Origin of the sequence: Streptomyces sp. NBC_00663 (genome assembly GCF_036226885.1) — a bacterium.
Lineage (GTDB): Bacteria > Actinomycetota > Actinomycetes > Streptomycetales > Streptomycetaceae > Streptomyces.
In genome coordinates this window covers 4772231-4796480 of record NZ_CP109027.1, presented here as the reverse complement: position 1 = coordinate 4796480, position 24250 = coordinate 4772231, and the positions used below count along the sequence as shown (strand labels likewise).

The following is a 24250-nucleotide window of genomic DNA, read 5'->3' as shown; positions in this document are numbered from 1 at the left end:
GGTCTCAGCTGACCGCACCAGGAAGGATCTTCACCAGCAATGGCCGACGAGAACACTCCTGTCACCCCTGAAGAGGGCGGCATCATCGCCCAGCGTGTCGAGCCCGTCGGGCTCGAGACGGAGATGCAGCGCTCGTACCTCGACTACGCGATGTCCGTCATCGTGGCGCGTGCCCTGCCGGACGTCCGGGACGGTCTCAAGCCCGTCCACCGCCGCGTGCTGTACGCGATGTACGACGGCGGCTACCGCCCCGAGCGCGGCTTCTACAAGTGCGCGCGCGTGGTCGGCGACGTCATGGGCAACTACCACCCCCACGGCGACTCCTCCATCTACGACGCCCTGGTCCGCCTCGCCCAGCCCTGGTCGATGCGCATGCCGCTCGTGGACTCCAACGGCAACTTCGGCTCCCCGGGCAACGACCCGGCGGCCGCCATGCGCTACACCGAGTGCAAGATGGCGCCGCTGTCGATGGAGATGGTCCGTGACATCGACGAGGAGACCGTCGACTTCACGGACAACTACGACGGCCGCTCCCAGGAGCCGACCGTCCTGCCGGCCCGCTTCCCGAACCTGCTGATCAACGGCTCGGCCGGTATCGCGGTCGGTATGGCCACCAACATCCCGCCGCACAACCTGCGCGAGGTCGCGGCCGGTGCCCAGTGGTACCTGGAGAACCCGGAGGCCTCGCACGAGGAGCTCCTGGACGCCCTCATCGAGCGCATCAAGGGCCCGGACTTCCCGACCGGCGCGCTGGTCGTCGGCCGCAAGGGCATCGAGGAGGCGTACCGCACGGGCCGTGGCTCGATCACCATGCGGGCGGTCGTCGAGGTCGAGGAGATCCAGAACCGCCAGTGCCTGGTGGTCACGCAGCTGCCGTACCAGACCAACCCGGACAACCTCGCGCAGAAGATCGCCGACCTGGTGAAGGACGGCAAGGTCGGCGGTATCGCGGACGTCCGCGACGAGTCCAGCTCGCGCACCGGCCAGCGTCTGGTCATCGTCCTGAAGCGGGACGGGGTCGCCAAGGTCGTACTGAACAACCTGTACAAGCACACGGACCTTCAGTCGAACTTCAGCGCCAACATGCTGGCCCTGGTCGACGGTGTGCCGCGCACCCTCTCGCTGGACGCGTTCATCCGCCACTGGGTGACGCACCAGATCGAGGTCATCGTCCGCCGGACGAAGTTCCGGCTGCGCAAGGCCGAGGAGCGGGCGCACATCCTGCGCGGTCTGCTCAAGGCCCTGGACGCCATCGACGAGGTCATCGCACTGATCCGGGCGAGCGACACGGTCGACATCGCGCGCACGGGCCTGATGCAGCTCCTGGAGATCGACGAGATCCAGGCCAACGCCATCCTCGAGATGCAGCTGCGCCGGCTGGCCGCCCTGGAGCGCCAGAAGATCATCCAGGAGCACGACGAACTCCAGGCGAAGATCGCCGAGTACAACGAGATCCTGGCCTCGCCGGTCCGCCAGCGCGGCATCGTCAGCGCGGAACTCGCCGCGATCGTCGAGAAGTTCGGCGACGACCGCAAGACCATGCTGGTGCCCTACGACGGCGACATGTCCATCGAGGACCTGATCGCGGAAGAGGACATCGTCGTCACGGTCTCGCGCGGCGGTTACGTCAAGCGCACCAAGACCGTCGACTACCGCGCCCAGAAGCGCGGCGGCAAGGGCGTGCGCGGCACGAAGCTCAAGGAAGACGACATCGTCGACCACTTCTTCGTGTCCACCACCCACCACTGGCTGCTGTTCTTCACCAACAAGGGCCGTGTCTACCGGGCGAAGGCGTACGAGCTGCCCGACGCCGGGCGGGACGCGCGGGGCCAGCATGTCGCGAACCTGCTGGCCTTCCAGCCGGACGAGGCGATCGCCGAGATCCTCGCCATCCGCAACTACGAGGTGGCGCCGTATCTGATCCTGGCCACCAAGGGCGGTCTGGTGAAGAAGACGGCTCTGAAGGATTACGATTCGCCGCGTTCCGGAGGTGTCATCGCGATCAACCTCAGGGAAACGGACGACGGTTCTGACGACGAACTGATCGGAGCCGAACTCGTTTCGGCCGAGGATGATCTGCTTCTGATCAGCAAGAAGGCGCAGTCGATCAGGTTCACGGCCACGGACGAAGCACTCCGTCCCATGGGCCGCGCGACCTCGGGTGTCAAGGGCATGAGTTTCCGTGAGGGAGACGAGCTGCTCTCGATGAATGTTGTTCGACCCGGTACGTTCGTGTTCACTGCCACAGACGGTGGGTACGCGAAGCGGACCGCCGTCGACGAGTACCGCGTCCAGGGTCGCGGCGGCCTCGGCATCAAGGCCGCCAAGATCGTGGAGGACCGGGGTTCCCTCGTCGGCGCGCTGGTGGTCGAGGAGACCGACGAGATCCTCGCCATCACACTGGGCGGCGGTGTGATTCGTACGCGAGTCAACGAGGTCAGGGAGACGGGCCGTGACACCATGGGCGTCCAACTGATCAACCTGGGCAAGCGCGATGCCGTCGTCGGTATCGCACGTAACGCCGAGGCGGGACGCGAGGCGGAGGAGGTCGACGGCGACGACGCCGTCGACGAGACCGTCGAGGGTGCCGCGACCACCGGCACGGACGAGGGCGAGGCGCCCTCGGCCGAGTAGCACGAGGAGTGAGTCACGTGAGCGGAGCCACGGGCGCCGGACCGTCCAGTACCCCTTCCGGTACGGACACGGACGACGGCGGTCGTGGCTCCGCCGCGCGTACGACCGACGCGCGCACCACGGACGGGCGGGCGACAGATTCGCACACGACCCAGCTCAAAGCGATCAAGTCGCCCGCGAAGGACTCTCCCTCGCCCGACTCGCATGGATCCCAGGGGGGAACTGTGACGGACCGAGGTCCGCAGACCCAGCAGTACGCGGCGGGCGGGGGCGCGGCCGCTCCGGGCGGCCAGCCCCAGCCGTCGGCCCAGCAGCCGGCGCCGTCGCCGCTGCCGGGCGAACGCCGGCCGGAGCAGGCCGCGGGGCCCTACCACCCGCCGCAGGCCTACCCGGCGCAGGCCGCCGCCACCGGTGCCGTACGCCGGCCGCGCACCGGGGCGCGCACCACGCCGCGCACCCGCAAGGCGCGGCTGCGGGTGGCGAAGGCCGACCCGTGGTCGGTGATGAAGGTCAGCTTCCTGCTCTCCATCGCGCTCGGCATCTGCACGATCGTCGCGGCCGCCGTGCTGTGGATGGTCATGGACGCGATGGGCGTCTTCTCGACGGTCGGCGGCACCATCTCGGAGGCGACCGGCTCGAACGAGTCCAACGGCTTCGACCTACAGTCCTTCCTGTCGCTGCCGAACGTCCTGCTGTTCACGTCGATCATCGCGGTCATCGACGTCGTCCTCGCGACGGCCCTCGCGACGCTCGGCGCCTTCATCTACAACCTCTCCGCGGGCTTCGTCGGCGGCGTCGAGCTGACGCTCGCCGAGGACGAGTGACCGGCCCCGACTATCGATTTTGGGACTGCCCCGGTCGTGCGCTAATCTTCAGGAGTCAGCGCGCGGGACACACACCGCAGAGCGCGGCGGGGCTATAGCTCAGTTGGTTAGAGCGCATCCCTGATAAGGATGAGGCCACAGGTTCAAATCCTGTTAGCCCCACAGAACGAGGAACCCCAGTCGATATGACTGGGGTTTTTTCGTATGGCCAGGTTCTGGACGGAGAAACGCCCGGTCGCTGGCGACGGGGGATGCACCAGCGACCGGGCTATGGCCAAGGCTAACAACGTCAGGCGTCGCATGGGGGCTCATACGGCAGACGAGGCAGGTACTCGTGCCATTTGCCGGGGGTCAGGACGCCGTGGGTGGCCGCGCAGATGTGACGGACCGCCGTGTCGGTGTCGAGGTTCCACAGGCGGACGGTGTCGATGCCGCTGGAGACGCCGAGCATGTCACCGCGCGGGCTGAAGGACAGGAAGCTGCCGGTCCGGCCGTTGGGGCTCATCGCCTGGCCGATGGGAGTGGTGAGCGCGGGGTCGCTGACGTCCCAGGCGCGGATCGTGTTGTCGTTGCCGCCGCTCGCCAGGGTGTCGCCGTCCGGGCTGAAGGTCAGGGACACGATCGCCTCGGTGTGACCGGTGAGTGGTTCGCCGAGCGGGGTCGCGTTGCCGGGGTCGGTGATGTTCCACAGGCGGACCGTGTCGTCGTCGCCGGCGCTGGCCAGCGTACGGCCGTCGGGGCTGTAGGCGAGGGCGTCGATGGGGCCGGAGTGGCCGGTGAGCGGCTTGCCGAGCGGGGTCGCGTCGCCGGGGTCGGTGACGTTCCACAGGCGGACGGTGTCGTCGGCGCTGCCGCTGGCCAGCGTATGGCCGTCGGGGCTGAAGAGAAGGGAGTTGACGTATCCCTTGTGGCCGGTCAGCGGGGTGCCGAGGCGGGTGAGGTGGGCGGGGTCGGCGACGTCCCACAGCTGGACCGTGCGGTCGTCGTGGGCGGTCGCCAGGAGACGGCCGTCCGGGCTGAACGCCAGTGCCTCCGGCCCCGGGAAACGGGTCTGGAGGAGGACCGGACTGCCGTAGGGGACCGGGTGGCCGGGGTCGGAGACGTTCCACAGCTGTACCGCGTGACTGCCTGTCAGGACCGCCAGGGTGCGGCCGCCGGGGGCGAAGGCCAGCGCGCGGACGTCGCCCTCCCCCGGCCGGAAGGGCCTGGACAGCAGCGTGGGCCGGCCGGGGTCGGCGACGCTCCACAGGCGGACGAACTCGTCGCGGGCGGCGGTGGCGAGGACGCGGCCGTCGGGGCGGAACGCGCCGAGCCTGCCGGTCATGTCGGAGGTGGGGATCGACCACAGGCGGACCTTGTTGTCGCCGTTGCCGGTGGCGAGGGTGCGGCCGTCGGGGCTGAAGCCGAGGGCGTACATCTCCCCGCTCGCGCCGGACAGTGGCTCCCCGATCTGGGACGGGGAGGCGGGGTTGGCGACGTTCCACAGGCTCGCCGTGCTGTCCGCGCTGGCGGCGGCGAGGCGCTTGCCGTCGGGGCTGAACGCCACCGACCAGACGGGACCGGTGTGCCCGGTCAGCGGGGTGCCCAGCGGGCCGGGACGCCGCGGGTCGGCCACGTCCCACAGCCGTACGGTGTCGTCCGTGCTGCCGCTGGCGAGGGTGCGGCCGTCCGGGCTGAACGCCACGGAGTGGATGAGGCCGTTGTGCCCGGTCAGCGGCTTGGCGAGCGGCTCGGGAGCGCGCCGGTCGGTCACGTTCCACAGCCGGATCGCGTCGTCGTCGCCCCCGGCCGCCAGGGTCCGCCCGTCGGGGCTGAACGCCACGGACCGCACGGCCGCGGTGGAGCCGGCCAGCGGCTTGCCGAGCGGTGCGGGGCGGGCCGGGTCCGTCATGTCCCACAGGCGCACGGTGTGGTCGTCGCCGGCGGAGGCCAGCGTGCGGCCGTCGGGACTGAACGCGACCAGGTAGATCGTGCCGTCGTGGCCGGTCAGGGGCGTGCCGAGGGAACGCGGGCGGCTCGGCCGGCGTACGTCCCACAGGCGGATCGTTCCGTCGTCCGAGGCGCTGGCCAGGGTGTGGCCGTCCGGGCTGAAGACCGCGCTGCTGACCCAGCTGGTGTGCCCGGTCAGGGGGTGGCCGAGCGGCTTGGGGCGCCCGGGGTCGGAGACGTCCCACAGGCGGACGGTGCGGTCGTAGCTGGCGGTGGCCAGGGTGCGGCCGTCCGGGCTGAACGAGGTGAGGTAGACGGCGCCGGTGTGGCCGAGCAGCGGGGTGGCCAGCGGGGCGTTCGCCGTGGACAGCAGTCGGCTGCGGGCGCCCTCGTCGCCGCCGCGCAGCCGGTGCGCCACCAGGGCGAGCTGGGCGGAGAGCGAGGGGTCGGTGTCCTGGAAGCGGTCCGCCTCGGCGACGACCTGTTCGAAGACGGCGTCGTCCCGCTGCTTCCACGCGATCACCGCCGCACAGACGGCCACCAGGGTCAGAGCGAGCAGCGCCGAGATCGCAGCCCGGCTGATCCACACCGTGCGCCTGCGCAGCCGTACCGAGGCCGCCAGGAACTCCATCGCGTTGCGGGTCAGGAAGGTGTCGCCGGCCGACTTCGCCCAGGTATGGGCCTGTTCGAGGCGTGAGCCGCGGTAGAGGAGCGCGGAGTCCCGCTCGGAGTCCTCCCAGGATCTGCCGTCCTCCTCCAGGCGCTGGCGCAGCAGATTGCCGTTGCGGTCCTCGTCGATCCAGTCGCGCAGCCGAGGCCAGGCGTGCAGCAGCGCCTCGTGGGTGATCTCCACGGTCTCCGCGTCCAGCGTCACCAGCCGCGCCCGGACCAGTGCCTCGAGGGACTCCTCGGTCTTGTCCGGATCAGCCGACTCCGCCGCCAGCTGACGCCGCGTGCCGCGCCGACGGGTGGCCTGGGTGTCCTCGCTGAGCCGGACCAGGCGCAGCAGGAGCAGCCGCGCGGCGGTACGGGCCGCCGGGTCCAGGCCCGACCAGGCCCGCTCCGCCGTCGCCGCCACCGCGCCCTGGATACCGCCCGCGGCCCGGTACCCGGCCAGCGTCAGCCGCCCCGACTTGCGGCGCTGCCAGGTGGACAGCAGCGCGTGGGAGAGCAGCGGCAGCACTCCCGCGTCGTGCTCCCCGCGCGGCCCGTCCGCGCTCACCTCCCGCACGATCAGCTCCGCGAGCCCCGGCTCCAGCTCAAGCCCCACGGCCTTCGCCGGGGCGGCGACGGCCTCGCGCAGCTCCGTGCCGGTCAGCGGCCCGAGCACCATGTGCCGGTGCTGGAGCGCGTCGGCCAGCTCGGGATAGGAGAGGCACTGCTCGTAGAAGTCGGCGCGGACCCCGAGAACGACCAGCACCGGGGCCGGATCGCCCAGATCACCCGGATCGTTCGGATCATCCGGATTATTCGGGCTGTCGCCGGGTGCGGACGCGGCGTGCAGCAGTTGGACGAACGTACGGCGGCCCGTCTCGTCGGCACAGAGGGTGAACGTCTCCTCGAACTGGTCGACGATCAGGACCGGCCGGGCGCCGCCGCCCGCCCACGCGGTGACGGAGGCTCGCACGGTCCGGGCGAAGTCGGGTTCTGCGGGATCCGGTACGGCGGCGAGTGCGGGGATACGACGGGTCAGCTCCGCGAGCGGGTCGGCGCCCGGCACGAACTGGACCACCTCCCGGCCCCCCTCGGTCAGCGCGGGTACCAGACCGGCGTTGAGCAGGGAGGACTTCCCGGCTCCCGAGGCGCCCACGAGCATGACCAGTCCCCCGGTCCGCTCCGCGGCGAGGAGCTGGGTGAGGAGGGCGTCGGTGCTGCGTTCCCGGCCGAAGAACCAGCGGGCGTCCTCACGGCGGTACGAGGCGAGGCCCCGGTAGGGGCAGACACCGGCCGCGGACGGGGGCGGGGTCTCGGCCGGCGGGCGTTCCTCGTCGGCGGAGCCGGTGATCGCCTGCTCCCACAGGCGCTGCCAGTGGACGAGGTCGTAGAGGCCGGTGGAGGCCGGGGTGGGCTGGGCGCGGCGCGCCTGGGGTATGAGGATGTGCAGGACGGCCGCGAGGGCGGTGAACTGTGCGGGGACGTTCCTGGCCCGGCGCCAGTCGCTGATCCGCTGCGCGGAGACCTGTACGGGACGCCCCCGTTCGTCGATCCGCTGGAGGCGTACGACCGCCTCGGACACGCTCTTGAGCGGCGGATTGCCGGCTTCCCGGTACAGCAGTGCGAGGCGTTCCGCGAAGGCCGTGCGTGCCCCTGAGTCGGAACTCAAGGCCCCCACCCCTTACTTCCCTCGCTGCTGGACGTCCGGACCGGAAAACTCACTCTATAGGGCTGACCTGCGGAAAAGTCGATCCCTCAGGTCCGGAACCTCCCCGGCGACGGCACCAAGGGGCAGGATCAAGCCACGACAGCGCAGTTGACTGTGCGTCGCCTGAGCTTCCGCCGGAGTAATCACCGGCCGCATCCGGACTGTCTTGTTCCGGCCTTTGCCCGGCCCTCGCCGCCCTGGTGCGGGCCGACGCGCCCCCCCCACAGTTCGGCACCGGTCCCCACGAGGGGAGGGACCGGTGCCGGACGACGGGGTTCGCGTTCGCGGCTAGCGCGGACGGGGCTGAATCCAGCCCGCCGCGGCTTGGGACGCGTTCACCGCCGTATGGAAGGCCGCGCGGGAGGCTTCGCGGGAGACGGCCCGTGAGTGGTCGTCGTTCTCGCCATGGGGCTGTGCCGTGTTCTCGTCGTGGGTCTGTGCCGCCAGTGCCGTCGCGGCGGCGATGTTGCGGGCGCAGCGGGCGTCCGCTGCCGGGTCGGGGACGGAGGTGGCGAGGGCGCTCAGTGACTGGGCGGGCAGGCGCAGGGAGTGGGCGGCGCGGCCGGCCGGGCTCTTCGGTACGAGCTCGACGGCGCCCGGGCCGATGCCCGCGTGCCCGCAGGCGGCCTCGGCGCGGGCGTAGGCGCTGCGGGCGCGCTCGGCGTGGCTTCTTCTGAGGGTCTCTGCAGGGGTTCCGTGGAGGCCTGCGGCTCGTCGCGGAGTTCTGGCATGTGCCCCTCCTCGTCGGCGGGTGCCGGGCGCGGGCAGCGGGCCTGGATATCTGACGAGGTGTCAATTATGGTCCCGTGCCGTACCGCTTCCCTAGGGGTGAACAAGTGCCCGTGCTGTACGCCGTGGGCGAGATGAGCCAGACCATGCGGGCGCGGGGCGAAGAGGTGACGGTCGAGGTCTGGGGGCCCGGGGAGGGCGGAGGCTGGCAGTCCGCCGCCGCCGAGGCTTCCCTCGCGCCTGCTGCGCGCCTGCTGTTCCGGAGGTTCTTGATGAGCCTGCCGCCGCCGCGGTCGGGGCGCCGGACAAGCTCGCAGAGCGCATGCGCGACCGTCGGCATCAGGTCCTGATGGCAGGGCTGAGCAAGGCGGGGCGGTACGACCTCACTCCGGACGACGTGGCCGCCGTACAGGCCCTGGTCGACCGGCTCGACGAGGCGACTCTGCGCACGGTGGCCCGTTGGTTCGCCGGTCCTGAGGGAGGGCGCTGAACCCGGGGTCGTACGCCATCGGAAGGCGGCGAGTGCGCGCGCTCGTTCCTCTATGACAGACACACGGGCTTGTGACAGACATACGGGCTTCGCGCTCGACCAGGTCTGATCTGCCATCCAGTCGCCGAGCGACAACAACAGCTCGCGGCGTACGCAGAGGATGGCGGGGTGGACCGGGGCGCGGAAGTCGTAGGTCTATCCAGTGGTCGAGGTTCTAGGGGGCGGCGGCGTCGGTTCTGCCGTCCTCCTGGATCACCCAGTGCCATTCTTCCCAGCTGTGGAGCAGCTCTGAGATTCCTGGTCTTCGGGGCGGGCGTACGTCGTCGGGGGGCTTGCGGCTGCTTCATGTGCTTGCTGCTTCAGGTGCTTCGCGGCTCGCTGCTTCAATTCTGCGCGGGCTCGCTGCTTCAGGTTCTTCTTGGGCTTGCTGCTTCAGGGGGTGGGGGCCGTCTCTTCGCAGGCGGTCGTCTCGTCGGTCGACTCCGTGTCCGACGGCTCGCGGTGGCGGCAGCTCGGCGTCTTGCCGTGGGCCTCGGCGCGGATGCGCTGCTTCATCGTGGGGGGCAGGGACCTGGCATGGGCCAGGGACCAGGCCCATGCCCACGGGGCCGGCTCCTCGGTCGTGGTCCGCTGCTCGGTGCTGCTGCGGGTCGTGTCGGTCTGGGGTACGGCCGCGGCGGCGGTCGTGGTGACGAGTCCGAGCGTCGTGCACAGCGCCAGGAAGGCGGTGACGATGGCGGTCCACAGCTTCATGGCCTTGTTGCGGTCCATGGCCCCTCTACTTTCGGGTTGGGCGATTTGCGTACTTTCCTCATGATGTGTATGAGGGCCGCGAAAGCACGGACCGACGCCCATGGCGCGTCGATGTTCAGATGAACACCACCCGGATGGGTGCAAGGGGCCAGAAAACCGGAGGAGAGGGGAGGAGAGGGGTCAAAAGTCACCGCGTGTGGAGGTGTGATCACCCTCCGATCGGAGCGGCGTCATCCGCTTCTACTGCGCTGTGGAGGGCGGAAGTTGAGGGGCTGACGCAGGTCACCGATCGGTATCGGTCGGTGTGTATAGTCGGGCGCCAGAGGTCCCCTACGTCAAAGAAAGACGAGGTCGCACGGTGAAGAAGCTTCTCCTGGTCGCACTGGCCGCCATCGGCGGGCTCCTCGTGTACCGCCAGATCCAGGCGGATCGCGCCGAGCAGGATCTGTGGACGGAGGCGACTGACTCCGTGCCCACGGGTTCGTGAGTGTCTGACATCCGGCTCTGAGACATTCGGTCTGAGACTTCCGGTTCTGAACAGACCCCGGCCGCCGTTGCGGTCGGGGTTTTGCGTTGCCTTCGGGACACGGCGCGCGGAATACGGGGGTGAGCCTCGCCCCGGCTGGGCAGGATGGGCCACGGTCCGGCGACGAGGTGGGGTGGCGGGTGGCGGTGGGGCGGCGTACGGTGCGGTGGCGTTCTCGGCCGTGGACCGTTGTGCGCCCGGCACTCGTGGGGGTGGCCTTGGCGGTCGTCACCCTGACGGGGCAGCCCGCGCTGGCGGACGGAACGTCAGGTGCCTATGGCTTCGCCTCCGACGACCAGCCGGTCACCGGTGCGTCGACCACGGCCGACGCCCAGCTCCTCGTCCCCGGCAGGACCTACAAGAGCTCCCTTCCGGCGGACAGCGACGTCTCCTACCGCCTCGACCTCGACGCGACCTCGAACGCGTACGTCTCCGTCACCGCCGTCCCGCGCGCGGGCACGCTGGTGACCGCGACCGACGGCATCAGGGTGACCGTGCGGGACGCCGACAGCCGTAGCTGCTCCGTCGAGAGCGCCTACGTCGGGCCGAGCCGCAGCCCGCGGCCGGTCGTGGCGTGGGGGTCGCGCGAGACCGCGGCACGGCGTACGTCGTGTCAGGGTGAGGGCCGGTACTACGTGGTCGTCCACCGCATCGCCGGGACGAGCTCGACGCCGGACGACTGGGACCTGGAGCTGGCGCCGTTCCTGGAGCCGCGTCTGGAGAAGGCGGTCGGGACCACTCCGACGGGGAGCACGGGGAGCACGGGGAGCTCGGGGAGCTCGGGAAGCTCTGATTCCGGTTCCCTCGATCCCCTTACGGGGCCTGCCGTTCCCCGCTCCGGAGGGTCGGGCTTCGGCGCGGCCGCGGCGGTGGAGCAGGGGGTCTGGAGCGTCGACATCTCCCCCGGGCAGACCCTCTTCTACGCGGTACCGGTCGGCTGGGGGCAACGGATCGGTGCCACCGCCGAACTGGGCAGCACGCGTCGCGGCGGTTACATGGGCGGCGCCCTGAACATGGCGCTGTACAACCCCGCGCGCGGTCCCGTCGACGACGTGAACCTCGGCTACAGCGGCAGCCAGAAGTCGGCGTCCCTCGGCTCGCTGCCGCCCGTCGACTACGCCAACCGCTATGCCTCCCTCGGCTCGGTGAGCGGCACGCGGTTCGCCGGCACGTACTACCTGGCCCTTCATCTCGCCGAGGGGATGGGCGAGGAGTACGGCACCGGGCCGTACGAGGTGACGTTGCGTGTGCGGGTGGAGGGCACGGCCGAGGCGGGGCCCACGTACGACGGGCGGTTCGAGCCTCCGGGGCCCTTCGAGGCGGCGGCGGGACCGGGGCGGGGTGCTGCCGGGGGCGGTGAGGGCGGTGACGGGGTCGCGGGGAACGACGGGAACGACGCCGTGATGACTGTGGTTGCCGCGGCCGGGCTCGGGGGCGGGACCTTGGTGTTGGCGGCGCTCGGGGTGTGGACGGCGGTGGCTCGGCGGCGGGCCGGGGGCGCCTGGTAGGGGTGCGGGGCCGTGAGGTGGGTCGGTTGTGGTGCCGGTTCTAGTGCCGGTTCTAGTGCCGGTTGTGGTGCCGTGACGGCTGTGGAGCTGTGACGGCCGTGGTGCTCTGACGGCCGTTGCGCGGTGCCGGGCCAGTGCGTGGGGCGGGGCTCAGATGCGGGTCAGCGCCCAGAAGCCCACGGCGTAGCAGATCAGCGCGAGGAGCAGGAGGGGGAACACCACCTTGGCCGGGGGGCCGGGTCGGCGTCGTGCCCGGGAGCCGCGGCGGCGGGAAGTTTCCTGGGCCGGAGGGGGAACCTGCGGGACCTGAGCGGTGTACGAAGCAGTAGAGGCATCAGCGCGCTGACGCGGCAGCGTTGGCGTCGGCGTAGGGGTCACGGGCGGTGCCAGAGGCGGTGCCGGGTGGGTACGGGGGCGGGGGGAGAACAGGACGTGGGTGGGGTCGTGGGGGGCGAACGGGGCCGGGTGCGCGGGCTGCTGTGGTACGCCGTGCTGTCCCTGACCTTGTCCCTGGCCCGGTCCCTGTCCTCGGCCCTGTCCCTGGCCCGGTCCCTGTCCTCGACCCGGTGCCTGGCCTTGTGCCGGCGCCCCGGTGGATACCGACGGGTCCATGGCGGGAGGGTGCTGAGGGCGGGGTGGTGTGAGGTCAGAAGTGCGGTGCCCCGTCTCCACACCGGGCGCCTGTTTGAGCGGGCCCTCGGGGCCGAACCCCGGTGGCAGTGGGCCCAGTTGGTCGAAGATCTCGATCAGCTCGTCGTCGGGGCCGGGCTCGGGCAGCAGCTCCACGGCCGAGGCGAGCGCCTTGCGCGCCCCCGTGGCCGTCCGGAACCGCGCCTGCGGATCCGGCTGGAGCAGGGTCGCCACGACCTGCCACAGAGGTTCGGGGATGCCCTTGGGCGCACTCGGTGTGCCGTGCGCCGCGAAGTACTGCACGAGCGCCTTGGAGTCGGGCCGCGCGCCTTCCAGGAGATACAGCGCGACCAGTCCTACGGCGAACAGGTCGGCGGGGAAGTCCGGTTCGGAGCCCATCATCTGCTCGGGCGAGATGTATCCCGGCGTCCCCACCACGAGGTTGGTCTCCGTCAGGCGGGGTTCGCCCAGCCGCATCGCGATGCCGAAGTCGGACAGCCGCAGCCGGGGGCGGCCCGTGCCGGTGGCTTCCAGCAGCAGGTTGGCGGGCTTGACGTCCCGGTGGACGACGTCCTCCGCGTGCACCGCGGCCAGCCCGGACAGCAGCTGGTCGACAAGCGTGCAGACGAAGGACGGGGGCAGCGGGCCGTAGTCGCCGACCAGGTGGACCAGGGAGCCGCCGCCGACCAGGTCCATCGTGAACAGGACCTTGTCGTCGTCGGCGGCCCAGCTGGCGGGCGCGAGCACATGGGGGTGGTCGATCCGCAGCGCCTGTTCACGGACGAACCGCAGCAGGGAGTGCGCGTCGCTCTGCTGGAGCACCTTGGCGGCGACATAGCGCCGGCGCCGGTGGTCCCAGGCGCGCCAGACGGCGCCGACGCCACCGCGTCCGATCGGGTCGACGAGTTCGTACCGGCCGGCGAAGACCTCACCCATGGCTGTGCGTCGCTCCTCCCCCTTCGGTCTCCCCCCTTGCTTCCCCCACCGCGAGGGATACGACTCCCGTCGTATCCCTCAGAGATGAGTGACACCCCTCATGTCCTCTTCATGTCCCCCCCGTGCACCCCTCACGCCCGGGAGATGAGAGCCCGTGCGATGGGGTCCGGTGGAAGGACACGCCCCCGCGTGTCGTTCTCCGGTCCTTCTGTGGTGAGGCGCGACCCCCTCGCGCCTCACCGCGTCAGCTCTGGTGGGACTGGTAGTGCGTGACGGCGTCCGACGTGCGTCCCGCGCCGTAGACCCGGAGGAACTCTGCCAGTTCCGGGTGGGTCGGGGCGAGGGTGTCGGCGGCGTCGATGATGTCGCCGGCGGCCGCGACGGAGCGGAGCAGCGACTGGATCTCGCGGACGACCCGCTTGACCGTCGGTGCTCCCGAACTGTTCGTGGTCGTCGTGGCGTTGCTGAGCACCGAGCCCCCCTGCGACTTCTTGATCTCGTCCATCCGCTCGGTCGCCTCGGCGGCGCTGACGCTGCCGTCCGCGACCTGCCGCGCCAGATCCTGGAGCAGCTGCACCCGCTGCACCACGGCCGGGTTGCCGATCTTCGCCCGCTGTCCGCTCATGAGCTGCGACAGCATCGGTGCCGACAGTCCCAGTACCCCCGCGAGACGCGCCTGGTTGAGGCCAAGATCGTCTATGAGCTTACGGAAGAGCGCCCCCAGCGGCTCCCCGTACCAGTTCCGCTGCAGTTCCCGCGCTCTTGCGGTGGCTTCCTGCTGTGCGGCGTCCATTGCGTCTCCCCATCGCTTCCCCAAATACCGTGGTTCGCTGTAGCGAACCACGCCGAGCATCTTACGGAGAGTGGTCATCCATCGGGACCCCCAATCTTTTTGCGAGATACCCCGGGCGACCCGGTACTCTGGTCTGCGGCGCCGGCCGGTGGTGTGACTCCTCCGGACGGACGCTCCTTTTCCGGGGCCTTAGCTCAGTTGGTAGAGCGCTGTCTTTGCATGGCAGATGTCAGGGGTTCGACTCCCCTAGGCTCCACGACGATGAACCCCCTGACCTGCGGGAACGCGGTCAGGGGGTTTTTCTGTCCGCTTTCGTGCGCGCACCTGACAGAGTCCGCGGAGACCTGACAACGTCTGGACAACACCAGTGACGTGTTCCAGCCAATCCCCCTAGCGTTGAGGGGTGATGACGGCTGAAGCTAGGGAGCTCATCGAGGAGCTCGTCGCCGAAGGGGTCGCGCCGTGGTGGGAGGCGTGTCCGGGGGAGCGGCCGGCGGTGCTCGACGCCGTGCGGTGCGGGTTCCGCGGTGTTCGGATGGCGTCCGGGACGCCGTTGGGAGCGGTCCGGGCGGCCTGTGAGGCGGTGCGGGCCCGGGACGGCTTCGTGTCGGTCGCCGCGGCCGCCTTCGACGGTGCCGACGACCCGGAGGCGTGGGTGGCGGCGGCCCGGGTGCTGCACAGCGGGGTGGACCGGCCGAATCTGCTGGTGAGCGTCCCGGCGACGTCGGCCGGGATCGACACCGTCGCCGACTGTCTCGCCGAGGGGATCGGCGTCGAGTCCACCCTGGTCTTCTCGGTACGTCAGTACCGTGCCGTCCTCGACGCCCAGTGGACCGGGCTGGAGCGCGCCCGGGAACGCGGCGTCGACCTGGCGGCCCTGGGCACGGCCGCCTCCTGTGAGCTGGGGGCGCTGGAGGACGAGGTGGACGCGCGCCTGGACCGGCTGCCCGGCGCCGCGGCGAGCGGGCTGCGCGGCACGGCGGCCCTGGCCACCGCCCGGCTGCTGTACCGCGCGCGCGAGACGGCGCTGGCCGGTGCGCGCTGGCAGCGGCTGCGGGCCCGCGGGGCCCGTCCGCCGATGCTGCTGTGGTCGGGGACGCGGGCCGAGCAGGTGCCGTCCCTGGTCAGCTGGAACACCGGGCATGTGATGACGGCGCGGACGGTGGAGGCGGCGGCGCGCGGGCGGGCGCTGGAGGGCGACACGCTGCTGGGCTGTCATGAGCAGTCCCTGCGCGAGCTGCGCTGTCTCGCCGAGAGGGACGTCGACCTCGACGTCGTAGGAGAGGAACTGCTGCGGGCCCGGTCCCTCTGGGGAGCCGGGCCCGTGGTGTCAGCGGGCGGCTCCCGGCAGCGCGTGCCCGAGCCGGAGGTCGGCGAAGCCGGTGCCGGCCAGCGCTAGCAGCGGAGCCGATTTGACGACCGTCTCCTCGAACTCGGCCGCCGGGTCGGACAGGGCCACGATCGCGCCGCCGACGCCGTACCGCAGCCGTCCCGGAGTCACCACGGCGGTGCGGATGACGACGCTGTAGTCCGCGGCGCCGGACAGGGACAGATAGCCGAGGGCGCCGGAGTAGATGCCGCGCGGGCCGTTCTCCAGGCGGTCGATGATCTCCATGGTGCGCAGCTTGGGAGCGCCGGTCATCGATCCCGGTGGGAAGGCCGCGCGCAGACAGCGCACGGGGCTGCTGTCGGGGCGCAGCCGGGCGGTCACGGTGCTGACGAGCTGGTGGACGGTGGCGTAGCTCTCGACGGCGAACACCGGGTCGGCCCGTACGCTGCCGGTCTCGGCGCAGCGGCCCAGGTCGTTGCGGACCAGGTCGACGATCATCAGGTTCTCGGCGCGGTCCTTCTCATGGGTGCGCAGGTCGGCGACGAGGGCGGCGTCCTCCTCGGGGGTGGCGCCGCGCGGGCGGGTGCCCTTGATGGGCTTGGACTCCACGACCCCGTCGGCGCAGACCCGCAGGAACCGTTCGGGGGAGGTGGAGAGCACCGACAGCTCACCGAAGCGCAGCAGGGCGCCGAAGGGGGCCGGACTGGTGCGCCGCAGGAAGCGGTACGCCTGCCAGGCGTCGAAGGCGCCGTGCCCTTCGGGTAGTTGGGCTTCGGCCATGTTCGTGAGGCAGATTTCGTAGCTCTCCCCCGCGGCGATCTCCTCCTGGCACTCGTCGATGAGCCGGAGGTAGGCGTCGCGGTCGTGGCGCAGCCGCAACTCCTCGAAAGGCGCGGGGGGTTCGGGCACCGGGTCCGGGAGGGCGCCGGTGAGGGCGGTGAGGCGGCGGGCGGTGGCGTCGAGCCAGGCGCGGGCGGAGTCCGTGGCGTTGTTCTCGGCGAGGGCCAGGAGGTGGGTCGTACCCGTGTCGTGGTCGAGGACGAGGGCCCGGTCGGCGAAGACCATGACGGCGTCGGGTTCCTCCGCGTGAGGGCCGGGCGGGGCGCCGCACTCCGCCTTGAGGCCGTAGCCGAGGAAGCCGGTCCAGCCGAGGGCGAAGTCGCAGGGGAGCGGCGGTACTTCGACGTCCAGGGAGGCCAGGTCCCGGTCGAGCCACTCCAGGAACGGGCCTTCCACGGTTTCCTCGGCCGTCGCCGACCGCACGGTCACGGTGTTGGTGGCCACGTCGGCCCTCGCCACCCGGGCCAGCGGGCCGGAGGCGTCGCCCATGACGGAGAAGCGTCCCTGGCCGTCGCGGCGGCTGCTGTCCAGCCAGAACGCGTGGTCGGCGGCGCGGAAGAGGCGGTCGTGGAGCGTCTCGTCGTCGCAGGGGGTGGGGACTTGGGCGGTGAGGACGCGCAGGGAGCGGGTGGGGACCTCGGCGGTGAGCGCGCGCAGGGAGCGGGTGGGGGTACGAGGGGGCGGCGCCGGGGCCTGGAGCGTGACCGTCGCGCGGTGGCGGCCCTCGCCGGTCCGCGCCAGCCGGTGGAAGTTGGCCAGCAGTTCGTCGCCGTACTGCGAGCTGATCGACTCGGGGTGGAACTGGACGCCCCACAGCGGCCGTTCCCGGTGGCGCAGGCCCATGACCACGCCGTCCGGCGTCCACGCGGTGACCTCCAGGAGGTCGGGGAGGCGGGTCACGGCGAGGGAGTGGTAGCGCACCGCCTCGAACGGTGAGGGCAGGCCCGCGAACAGTCCGTCGCCCTCGTGCAGCACCGGCGAGGTGCGGCCGTGCCGGGGCTCCGGGGCGCGGTCGACGCTCGCCCCGTTCAGCAGCCCGATGCCCTGGTGGCCCAGACAGACGCCGAGCAGCGGCAGTTCGGTCCGCTCGATGATCTGCCGGCAGATGCCGAGGTCGGCGGGGCGCCGCGGGGTTCCGGGGCCGGGCGAGATGACGACGGCGTCGAAGTCCGCCAGCTTCGCCGGGTGCCAGTGCGGGTCGTCGTTGCGGACGACCGTCGGCTCGGCGCCGGTGACGCGCGCGAGCTGGTGGACGAGGTTGTAGGTGAACGAGTCGTGGTTGTCGACGAGCAGGGTGCGCATGGAAATCCGGTCTCTCCGCAGGTCGGATCCGTGGGTTCCGGTTGGTTCCGCTCAACTGGCCGGCGTCATCCGCTCCGGTCAGCCGGCCGGCACGATCTCCAGGAGCAGGTGTTCGACGATCTCGTTGCCGTACTCCCCCTCCCGGACCCGGCAGCTCTCCAGCACCCGCAGTTCACGGCCGGTCTCCTCGGCGATGCGGGTCAGGCGGGGGTGGTCGCCCCGGCTGCTGAAGTGGAGCAGGGCCCGCCCGCCGGGTGTGGTGCGCAGCGGGGCCTGGTGCAGATAGCGGCGGTGGGTGCGGTAGCCGGCGTCGACGTAGGCGCGTTCGTGGGCGGAGCGGTACTCGTAGTGGTCGGGCCCGAGGACGTAGTTCGAGCTCCAGAAGACGGTGTCGAAGCGTTCGTCGGCGCCGAGGCCGGCGAACAGGTCGCCGTGCACGGCCCGGAGCCGGTCCGTCGTGCCGTGGCGGCGGGCGTTGACGGCCGTGTTCTCCACCGCGCGGGCGTTGATGTCCGAGGCGACGACCGGACCGTGGCCGGCCAGTGCCGCGACCACCGCGATGACGCCCGTACCGCAGCCGATCTCCAGGAACGACCCTCGCCGCATCTCCTCGGCAACGGGCTCGGTGAGCCCCAGGAAGTCCAGGGCGATGCCCGTCGACGGCGAGTACACCGGGGCGAACACCTCGTCCAGCAGGTCCCATTGCCGGCCGGCGAGGGTGAACAGGTCGGGACGGTCGGCCCGGTTGAGGGACTGTCGGCTGCGTTCCAGAGAGCGCTCGTAGTCCTGCACCCGCGGTGTGTACGGCATGAGTCCCCACCCGTTCCGGTCGGTCGGCGGCGTCGCACTGTGCGTTGCCTGTGCTGCCGAGCGTGACGGCCGGGGTGGAGGGGGCGGAAGGTGCTCCGGCAACAGTACGAACCCGTCGGTTAGGTGATCACATCACCGTCAAAGCCGATGACCTGCACTTTTGATGCGACCCGGTCAAGAACTGGTTGACCCTCGGTAAAAACCTGAACTAGGTTTTCCGGAACGATCTGGTCCATGCTCTGGGGGAGGGCCGCGGGTTGCAGACCGGTGGGGGCGTGCTGGACGCGTATGTGCTGGCCATGCTCGACCTGCTGGCCGGGGAGGCGCCCGCCGAGCGCTTCGAGGAACTGCTGCGGCAGGCGGCCGCGGCCGGCGTCGCCGCGGACGAACTGGCCAAGCTGACCGCGGCCAAGGACCGTTCGCTGGAGGTCAGACAGCTCTTCGCGCGGCGTCAGCAGCGCGAGGCCGGACTGTCGGCGCTCGTCGACACCGCACGCGACCTGACCCACCCGTACAGCCTCGACACCCTGCTGGCCGTGATCACCCGGCGGGCCCGGCTGCTGATGGGCCTGGACATGTCCTGGGTGAGCCTGCACGGCGACGACGGGATCTCCCGCGTCCGGGCCGCGGACGGCCACGCCTCCGCCATCACCGTCGGGTTCGACGTGCCGCTGGCCGGCGGGGTCGGAGCACACGCACAGAAACGATCCGCCCCGTTCTGGACCCCGGACTACCTGCACGACGAGAGCTTCGTCCACAACGAGACCATCGACCACGTGGTCCGGTCCGAGGGGCTGCGGGCCATCATGGCCGTCCCGCTGCGCCACGAGAACTCCACGCTCGGCGTGCTCTACGTCGCCGACCGCAACATCCGGCACTTCCTGCCCAACGAGATCTCGCTGATGGCCTCACTCGCCGACCTCGCGGCCGTCGCCATCGAGCGGACCCGGCTGCTGGAGCGGACCCGGACCGAGGTCGCGGAGCTGACGGGCGACGTCTCGCAGGCCAAGGACTCCTCCGCGACCGTGCGCCGGCTGCACAGCATCCACCGGAGCCTGATCGACCTGGCCCTCGGCGGCAGCGAACTGCCCGCCCTGCTGGAGCGGGCGTCCGCCGAACTCGGCGGCGCGGTGCTGGTGCGGGGCACGGTCGGCAAGGATCTCGCGTGTACAGAAGGCTTCCCGGACTTTTTGTCGGGCCTCGAATCTACCCGCATAGACAACGGCAGGGACACCCGCGTGGACGGTTCCCCCGTCGACCGTCTGTGCCTGGACGCGCAGGCCGCCGACGGCCCCGTACGCTGCGACGACGGCACCGGCGGCATGCTCTGCGCCTGCCCGGTCACCGGCGGCACGGAGAGCCTCGGCACCCTGCTGCTGCACGGCGCGCGGCCTCCGTCCGAGGCGCAGGAGCAACTGCTGGGCCTGGTCGCGCAGGCCGTCGCGGTGCAGCTGCTGATGCAGCGCAGTTCGGCGGTGGCCGAGGGCCAGGTCAGGGACGAGCTGCTGCACGACCTGCTCCATGTCTCCCAACTCCCGCCCGCCCAGCTCGCGTCCCGGGGGCGCCGCCTCGGGGTCGACCTCGCCGAGCCGCACGTGGTCGTGGTGGTCCGGCCGGAGGGCGGTTCGCAGAGCCGGGCCAACGCCTGGGCCTCGGCGTGCGCGCACCGGCTCTCGGGGCTCAAGTACGTCGACGGCGGCCACATCGTCCTGCTGCTGCCCGGTGACGATCCGTCCGGTGCCGCCAAGGCCGTACAGCGGGAACTCTCCGTCGTGCTCGGGCATCCGGTGACCGGCGGCGCGGCCGGGCCGACCATCGCGCCGGACGACGTCAGGCGCGTCCACCAGGAGGCCCGCCGTTGCCTGGACGCCCTCACCGTCCTGGAGGGCACGGGCGGTACGGCCTCGCCCAGGGAACTCGGGTTCCTGGGACTGCTGTTGTCGGAGAAGCAGGACGTCGAGAGGTTCGTCGGGACGGCGATCGGGCCCGTACTCGAGTACGACCACCAGCAGTCGACCGAGCTGCTGCGGACCCTGGAGTCGTACTTCACCTCCGGCAGCAGCCCCACGCGGGCGGCGGAACTGCTGCACGTCCACCCGAACACCGTCTCCCGCCGGCTGGAGCGGATCACCGACCTGCTCGGCCCTCACTGGCAGGAGCCCGCACAGGCGTTGGAGGTGCAGCTGGCGCTGCGGCTGCATCGCACACGGCATCTGCTGGGAGGCGGAAGCGGAGGCGGAGGCGGGGCCGGGGGCGGGCAGTAGGGCGTACGGCCGCTCTCACGCGCTGCGTGCCGTGACGGTGCCGGAGGTGTTGAAGCCGTCGGCGGTGTCCCGGTCGTCGGCCAGGGTGTGGGCGGCGTAGGCGACGGAGGCCAGGGTGGTGTGGCGGTGCCAGCCCTTGAAGGAGCGGCCGACGAAGTCCCGCAGCCCGACCTGTTCGCCGGTCGTGGCGCAGTCCCGGGCCACGCGGCGGGCCAGCTTGGCGAGTCTCAGCAGCGCCGGGACCGGCAGGCGGTCCAGGTCGGTCAGCCAGAACTCCGTCGGTGGCCGGCGCGGGTCGGCCCACTCGCCGAGCAGCAGCCCCGGCCGCCCGCCGTCCGGCAGCGTCACCGGGACGCCCACGACCAGCGAACTCCGTACGGTCGTCGGGCCGCCCAGTGGATCGGCCCACTGGACGGGGCGGCGCAGGGCCCGGACCGAGTCGGCGATCCGCTGCGCCGCCAAGAGCCCCGCGCCGAACCCGGGCAGCGACGGCTCGGCCACGGCCAGCGCGGTGCCACCGGGGACCCGTACCAGCAGCGGGACGCCGGCCTCCCGGTAGCGCCGTATCGTCGCGCCGAGGTCCGGGCCCGCCGCGCCGAGGACCACCGGCCGGCGCGGCAGCCCCCACTTGAGCGTGGACCTCAGGACCGAGGCCGCGCACTCCTCCAGGCTCTCCTCGCCCGCGCCCTCGGGGATCTCCGCCCGCCGGCGCCGTTCCGCGTCGCGGATCCAGCCGCCGGGCAGATGCAGCCGCCAGTTGACCGGCGCGCTCGTCCGCTCCGAGGCGAACCACAGACCGAACGCCTGCTGTCCGCTGTCCGGCCGGCCGGCGCGCGGCACGAACTGCCGACCGACGCCCACCGAGTGCTCACCGACCTTGGGAATGGCCATCGGCTGAACCACCCAGGCGGACGGGGCGACGGCGTCCTGAAGGCGTCGGGCCAGCTCCGCGCGCATCGGCGACCAGTCCCAGGTGGAGGCGGCGATGAGATGGTGCAGGCTCTGCTCGGCCGCCCCGCCGCCGACCGCGGCGGCGATCCGGCGCACCGACTTGCGGCCGTCCGCGGCGAGCAGCCCGCGTACGTACTGCTCGGCCCACCATCGCTGGTCCTTGCGGCGCAGCACCCGCGGGAACAGCGTGGCGGACAGCTCCGCGACGACGTCCGCCGACTGGTGGAAGTCGGCCCAGCCGAGGTCCGCCCCGGGCCCGTCGAGGACGGCTTCGCCGGCGATGGGTTTGCCGAGGAGAGCTTCGCCGAAGACGGCCTCGCTGACGACGGGTTCGCCGAAGACGGTCTCGCCGAAGTCGGCCTTGCTGACGACGGTCTCGCTGAAGTCGGCCTTGCTGACGACGGTCTCGCTGAAGTCGGCCTCGCCGAGGACGGCTTCGCTGAAGACGGCTCTGGTCACGGTGACGCCTGCCTCTCACGCGCTGACTTCTGACGCCTCCCACCCTGCCGAGCGGCCCGGCACCCGGAGGAGGTGCCGAGGGAACCCCGTCGGCCCGGCGGATGGTGACCGGACCACCACCCCGGGCCGTCGAACCACGGACGTAAGGGCTCGGCACGGACTTCGAGAGGTGGTCCGACCACCATCCGCCGGACCAACCGCCCCTCACCGAAGGGCAACCTGACGGATTCCTGCGGACCTGATGAGGATCGCGGACCGTGCTTGTGACACCCCCGGCCCGCTCCACACAGTGATGGTCATGATCAGCGCTCGGCACCGGGCCCCGACAGCGGGCGACCGGATCGCGCCGGGTTCCCTTCCCTACCGTCCGGGGGCCGTTCATGCCGTCACCACACCTCGCCGACGCCGTCGGCGCCCACCGTGAGAAACGTGCCGACCGCGTGGCCCTGTCCTGCTGCCACCGCAGCGTCACCTACCGTCGGCTCGACGCCCTGACCTCGACGTTCGCCGACCAGTTGGACCGGCTGGACCTCGCGCCCGGCGCCACCGTCTGCGTCCCGGCGCACAAGTCGCCGGAGACCGTCGCCCTGCTGCTGGCGGTGTTCCGCCGGGGCCTGGTCGCCCTGGTCCCCTCACCCGACCTCGGCGCCGAGGCGCTGGCCCGGCTGAGCCGGCAGGCCCGCGCCTCCCACCTGCTCGCCGTGGACGAGCAGAGCACGCTGTCCGCCGAGCCGTTACCGCGCGACGAGACCGAGGCGACCGGGTTCGCGATCCCCGACCCGGCCCGCACCCGACTGCTGCTCACCACCTCCGGCTCCACCGGAACCCCGAAGATCGTGCCGATCCCCGTCGACGGCTTCACCGCCTTCGCCGACTGGGCGACCCACGCCTTCGGCCTCACCGCCGACGACGTCGCCCTCTCCTACGCGCCCCTCAACTTCGACCTGGCCCTGCTGGACGTATGGACCTTCCTGCGGCTCGGCGCCGAGGTCGTCCTCGTCGGCAAGGAGCAGGCAGCCGACGCCGCACGCCTCGCCGACCTGGTGAGCGGGCGGCACGTCACCTTCGTCCAGGGCGTCCCCATGCTGCACCGGCTGCTCGCGCAGGGTCCCTCCCAACCCACCGTCCGGCAGGCCGTCCTCACCGGCGAGGCCATGCCCGCCGACCTGCTGCCCAAGGCGTTCGCGGCCTGCCCCGAGGCGCGGTTCCACAACGTGTTCGGCTGCACCGAGACCAACGACTCGTTCGTGTACGAGGTCCCCCGCGCCCCCGGTCAGCAGGAGCGGATGCCGATCGGCCGGCCCCTCCCGGGCGTCCGCGCTCTCGTGCTCGCGCCCGACGGAACCCCGCTGGACGGCCCCGGCACCGGCGAACTCGTCGTCTCCACGCCCTTCCAGACCGACGGCTACCTCCGGACCGCCCTGAACGAGCGGGCGTTCGCCGAGTTCGACGGCCACACCTACTACCGCACCGGCGACATCGTCACCCGCGCCGCGGACGGCCTCGTCCACCTCGAAGGACGCGCCGACTGGCAGGTCAAGGTGCGCGGAATCCGCACCAACCTCCAGGAGGTGGAGGCCGTCATCACCACCCACCCCGACGTGAGCGAGGCGGTCGTCGTCGCCCTGCCCGACGACCAGGCGGGGGCCCGTCTGCACGCCCGGGTGACCCGGCGTCCCGCCGCCGCGCTGACCGGCCTCGGCCTGCGCAGCCACGTGGGCGCCCGGCTGCCCCGGCACGCCATCCCGTCCTCCGTCCACATCACCGACCAGCCGCTGCCCCGCACCAGCACGGGCAAGCCGGACCGCAACCGGATCAGAGACGACCGTATGAAGGAGACCGCGACCGCATGACAACCGCCCAGACCCCCCACGCCACGGGTGCCCAGCCGCTGCACGCCCCCCACGCCACAGCCGATGAGCTGCGCGCCCACATCGCCGCCGAGTACCTGGCCGGCGAGGACGCCTCCGACCTCACCGACGACTTCGACCTCATCGCCGCCGGCGTCATCGACAGCCTCGGCCTGGTCCGGCTGGTGTCCCACATCGTGACCGCCTATCAGGTGCCGGTGGACGACCTGGAGATCAGGCCGGAGCACTTCCGGAGCATCGCCGCGATCACCGAGCTGATCGTCCGTCACGCCGAGCCCGCCCCGGCCGCCTGACCGACCCCGCCACACC

General features: G+C 71.6%; 16 protein-coding genes and 2 tRNA genes. 11 read left to right on the top strand and 7 right to left on the bottom strand.

Annotated features, from left to right (window positions below; all coding sequences use genetic code 11):
• Positions 1–39: 39 nt before the first annotated feature.
• From gyrA to OG866_RS21890, 3 genes are all read left to right on the top strand, one after another.
• Positions 40–2634, top strand: a complete 2595-nt coding sequence (gene gyrA, locus OG866_RS21900) for a DNA gyrase subunit A (protein WP_329337076.1) — start codon at positions 40–42, stop codon at positions 2632–2634.
• 17 nt (positions 2635–2651) lie between these two features.
• Complete coding sequence (locus tag OG866_RS21895; RefSeq protein ID WP_329337074.1) at positions 2652–3458, top strand: DUF3566 domain-containing protein; 807 nt, start codon at positions 2652–2654, stop codon at positions 3456–3458.
• 88 nt (positions 3459–3546) lie between these two features.
• A tRNA-Ile gene (locus tag OG866_RS21890) sits at positions 3547–3620 on the top strand.
• A 127-nt stretch (positions 3621–3747) separates the two neighbouring features.
• On the opposite strand, the gene OG866_RS21885 is transcribed toward OG866_RS21890, so the two are convergent.
• Positions 3748–7719, bottom strand: a complete 3972-nt coding sequence (locus tag OG866_RS21885) for an nSTAND1 domain-containing NTPase (protein WP_329337073.1) — start codon at positions 7717–7719, stop codon at positions 3748–3750.
• A gap of 1081 nt (positions 7720–8800) precedes the next feature.
• Between OG866_RS21885 and OG866_RS21880 the strand changes: the two genes are divergently transcribed.
• Positions 8801–8968, top strand: a complete 168-nt coding sequence (locus tag OG866_RS21880) for a hypothetical protein (RefSeq protein WP_329337070.1) — start codon at positions 8801–8803, stop codon at positions 8966–8968.
• Between the two features lie 432 nt (positions 8969–9400).
• On the opposite strand, the gene OG866_RS21875 is transcribed toward OG866_RS21880, so the two are convergent.
• On the bottom strand, positions 9401–9739 hold the full coding sequence (locus OG866_RS21875; protein WP_329337068.1) for a DUF6344 domain-containing protein: 339 nt from the start codon (positions 9737–9739) through the stop codon (positions 9401–9403).
• A gap of 340 nt (positions 9740–10079) precedes the next feature.
• On the opposite strand from OG866_RS21875, the gene OG866_RS21870 reads away from it, so the two are divergent.
• The gene (locus tag OG866_RS21870) at positions 10080–10208 is read left to right on the top strand and encodes a DLW-39 family protein (RefSeq protein WP_003999697.1); all 129 of its coding nucleotides are present in this window, start codon (positions 10080–10082) and stop codon (positions 10206–10208) included.
• A 251-nt stretch (positions 10209–10459) separates the two neighbouring features.
• The gene (locus OG866_RS21865; protein WP_329337067.1) at positions 10460–11755 is read left to right on the top strand and encodes a hypothetical protein; all 1296 of its coding nucleotides are present in this window, start codon (positions 10460–10462) and stop codon (positions 11753–11755) included.
• Between the two features lie 150 nt (positions 11756–11905).
• On the opposite strand, the gene OG866_RS21860 is transcribed toward OG866_RS21865, so the two are convergent.
• Together OG866_RS21860 and OG866_RS21855 are read right to left on the bottom strand one after the other, a co-directional pair.
• Positions 11906–13321 carry a serine/threonine-protein kinase gene (locus tag OG866_RS21860; protein WP_329337066.1) on the bottom strand — a complete coding sequence of 472 codons (1416 nt, stop codon included), beginning with the start codon at positions 13319–13321 and terminating at the stop codon, positions 11906–11908.
• Positions 13322–13565: 244 nt separating this feature from the next.
• A complete protein-coding gene (locus OG866_RS21855; protein WP_329337064.1) occupies positions 13566–14114 on the bottom strand; it encodes a helix-turn-helix domain-containing protein in 549 nt (182 codons plus the stop codon).
• Positions 14115–14297: 183 nt separating this feature from the next.
• Between OG866_RS21855 and OG866_RS21850 the strand changes: the two genes are divergently transcribed.
• Positions 14298–14370: transfer RNA gene (locus OG866_RS21850), tRNA-Ala, on the top strand.
• A gap of 150 nt (positions 14371–14520) precedes the next feature.
• Entirely contained in the window at positions 14521–15513 is a 993-nt protein-coding gene (locus OG866_RS21845; RefSeq protein WP_329337062.1) for a transaldolase family protein, read from the top strand.
• On the opposite strand, the gene pabB is transcribed toward OG866_RS21845, so the two are convergent.
• Both pabB and OG866_RS21835 read right to left on the bottom strand, forming a co-directional pair.
• Positions 15445–17586 carry an aminodeoxychorismate synthase component I gene (pabB, locus tag OG866_RS21840; RefSeq protein ID WP_329337061.1) on the bottom strand — a complete coding sequence of 714 codons (2142 nt, stop codon included), beginning with the start codon at positions 17584–17586 and terminating at the stop codon, positions 15445–15447. The two genes, OG866_RS21845 and pabB, sit on opposite strands and share 69 nt — an antisense overlap.
• 78 nt (positions 17587–17664) lie before the next feature.
• Positions 17665–18396 (bottom strand): methyltransferase domain-containing protein, encoded by a 732-nt coding sequence (locus OG866_RS21835; protein WP_329337059.1) that lies wholly within the window; start codon positions 18394–18396, stop codon positions 17665–17667.
• A gap of 257 nt (positions 18397–18653) precedes the next feature.
• Between OG866_RS21835 and OG866_RS21830 the strand changes: the two genes are divergently transcribed.
• The gene (locus OG866_RS21830; protein ID WP_329337057.1) at positions 18654–20660 is read left to right on the top strand and encodes a helix-turn-helix domain-containing protein; all 2007 of its coding nucleotides are present in this window, start codon (positions 18654–18656) and stop codon (positions 20658–20660) included.
• A 15-nt stretch (positions 20661–20675) separates the two neighbouring features.
• On the opposite strand, the gene OG866_RS21825 is transcribed toward OG866_RS21830, so the two are convergent.
• Positions 20676–22070 (bottom strand): IS701 family transposase, encoded by a 1395-nt coding sequence (locus tag OG866_RS21825; RefSeq protein WP_329337055.1) that lies wholly within the window; start codon positions 22068–22070, stop codon positions 20676–20678.
• Between the two features lie 380 nt (positions 22071–22450).
• On the opposite strand from OG866_RS21825, the gene OG866_RS21820 reads away from it, so the two are divergent.
• Positions 22451–23923, top strand: coding sequence for an AMP-binding protein (locus OG866_RS21820; RefSeq protein ID WP_329337053.1), 1473 nt, complete (start codon positions 22451–22453; stop codon positions 23921–23923).
• Positions 23920–24234: an acyl carrier protein gene (locus tag OG866_RS21815; protein ID WP_329337051.1), complete on the top strand. Its 315-nt coding sequence runs from the start codon at positions 23920–23922 to the stop codon at positions 24232–24234. Before OG866_RS21820 ends, OG866_RS21815 begins: the two co-directional genes overlap by 4 nt.
• Positions 24235–24250: the final 16 nt, after the last annotated feature.

Coding starts and splice junctions, on each gene's coding strand:
- OG866_RS21860 (WP_329337066.1), bottom strand. CDS start 13,321: ATGGGTGAGGTCTTCGCCGGCCGGTACGAACTCGTCGACCCGATCGGA.
- OG866_RS21835 (WP_329337059.1), bottom strand. CDS start 18,396: ATGCCGTACACACCGCGGGTGCAGGACTACGAGCGCTCTCTGGAACGC.
- OG866_RS21820 (WP_329337053.1), top strand. CDS start 22,451: ATGCCGTCACCACACCTCGCCGACGCCGTCGGCGCCCACCGTGAGAAA.
- OG866_RS21815 (WP_329337051.1), top strand. CDS start 23,920: ATGACAACCGCCCAGACCCCCCACGCCACGGGTGCCCAGCCGCTGCAC.
- OG866_RS21845 (WP_329337062.1), top strand. CDS start 14,521: ATGACGGCTGAAGCTAGGGAGCTCATCGAGGAGCTCGTCGCCGAAGGG.
- OG866_RS21880 (WP_329337070.1), top strand. CDS start 8,801: ATGCGCGACCGTCGGCATCAGGTCCTGATGGCAGGGCTGAGCAAGGCG.
- pabB (WP_329337061.1), bottom strand. CDS start 17,586: ATGCGCACCCTGCTCGTCGACAACCACGACTCGTTCACCTACAACCTC.
- gyrA (WP_329337076.1), top strand. CDS start 40: ATGGCCGACGAGAACACTCCTGTCACCCCTGAAGAGGGCGGCATCATC.
- OG866_RS21855 (WP_329337064.1), bottom strand. CDS start 14,114: ATGGACGCCGCACAGCAGGAAGCCACCGCAAGAGCGCGGGAACTGCAG.
- OG866_RS21875 (WP_329337068.1), bottom strand. CDS start 9,739: ATGGACCGCAACAAGGCCATGAAGCTGTGGACCGCCATCGTCACCGCC.